The organism is Chloroflexota bacterium (genome assembly GCA_016197225.1).
In the GTDB taxonomy this organism is placed as follows: domain Bacteria; phylum Chloroflexota; class Anaerolineae; order Anaerolineales; family VGOW01; genus VGOW01.
This window is the reverse complement of record JACPWC010000089.1, coordinates 1-1,367: the sequence shown is the minus strand read 5'-3', so window position 1 is coordinate 1,367 and position 1,367 is coordinate 1. Positions and strand designations below refer to the sequence as shown.

1 protein-coding gene is annotated in these 1,367 nt (G+C 57.8%); it reads right to left on the bottom strand.

What is annotated here, in order from left to right; all coding sequences use genetic code 11:
* Nucleotides 1-121: 121 nt before the first annotated feature.
* Nucleotides 122-1,084 carry a GNAT family N-acetyltransferase gene (locus HYZ49_15675; protein MBI3243724.1) on the bottom strand — a complete coding sequence of 321 codons (963 nt, stop codon included), beginning with the start codon at nucleotides 1,082-1,084 and terminating at the stop codon, nucleotides 122-124.
* Nucleotides 1,085-1,367 lie beyond the last annotated feature (283 nt).

Below are 1,367 nucleotides of genomic sequence, written 5' to 3'. Positions count from 1 at the left end.
TATAACGTTTCGGGTTGCCGAACCCGCCGGGCTGGCGCGGCGTTTGCCGCTCCTGGCAAACGGCGTGACAGACCAAGGGTTGGGCGGAAGGAACGAAGTGACTGGAGCCGGCAACCCAGTGTTAGGCGAAGGCCGGTTTCACTACCAGCCCAGCCGGTGGCACATCATAGCGATATACGAGCACCTCGTGCAACTCCTGAAACCCCAACGAAGCATATGCCGATACCGCCGCACCGCGCTGCCGATCTGTCTCGACAACGATTTGATCTGCACCACAGGACCGAAGCCGAGAGATGACCTCTGCCAGGAGTGCGCGGCTGAAATGCCTGCCACGATACCCTTCCAGAACCCCAAGCGGCTCAATCTGCCCCACTACTGCCCCAGAAATCTGTCGGCGAAGCCACGCCACACAAAACCCACACAAGTCTCCTCCATCAGATGAAACCACCAAGTCTAACGAGTTGTTATAACTTGCCATACTCGTTGCACGCTGACGCCAACCATGAGTCATGCTTTCACTTTGAAACACCTCACGATGCACCGCTACATATGCCTGAATCTCGCTGGACAGGGCAAGACTACGCACCTGGTATTCTCTCGGCAGTTCCACTGGCTGTGGACTTTCACCCTTGCCAAGCACTAGCAACACTTTGGACCAGGAGTCCTCGCCTGCTTCAGGTAACACCTCGAACCCTCGTGCGGCCAGATTTTGGCGCTGTTGGTGACACTCCTTATCAATGGAGATGAACCACCTAGGCCGCCCAATCCCGGCCTGCAACATTTCCGCTGCACGCACCTGAGCCCACTTCAGCATGTCGTCGTAGAGTTGAGGGGGTGCAGTCGGATGAACGATGCAGTCTATTGACCAGAAGGGCGCCTGCATCACCACCCACCCCAACAGTTCTGAAGAGGGGCCAAACCAACCTTGGGTATTGCCAGGGTCGTCGAACGCCCACGATGAAAATCGATAGGGCCAATCCGCAACATGAGGAACACGCAGTCGGCTTGCATCGGCAAGGCCCAGCACGGTTCCCAATTCCTCAGGTAATCGCAGTGTACGTTGTTGGTAAAGGATGTGAGGCAAGGGCGGCTCCTTTGTCCGGGATACGCCCGGCAGGCAGGTCGCTTGGCAGCCCAAAATTGGGCTGCAGGTTGTTGATCCGGCTTTCGCCTAACGTCTCCGGGTTGCCGAACCCGAAGGGCTGGCGCGGCGTTTGCCGCTCCTGGCAAACGACGTGACAGACCAAGGGTTGGGCGAAGGAAGGGCGAAGCCCGACCGGAGCCGGCAACCCGGTGTTATACGCAGTGCCCCCTTCGCAATCCCACTGATGATTCTACCATACCACTTCCGATATACCGTCGCAACT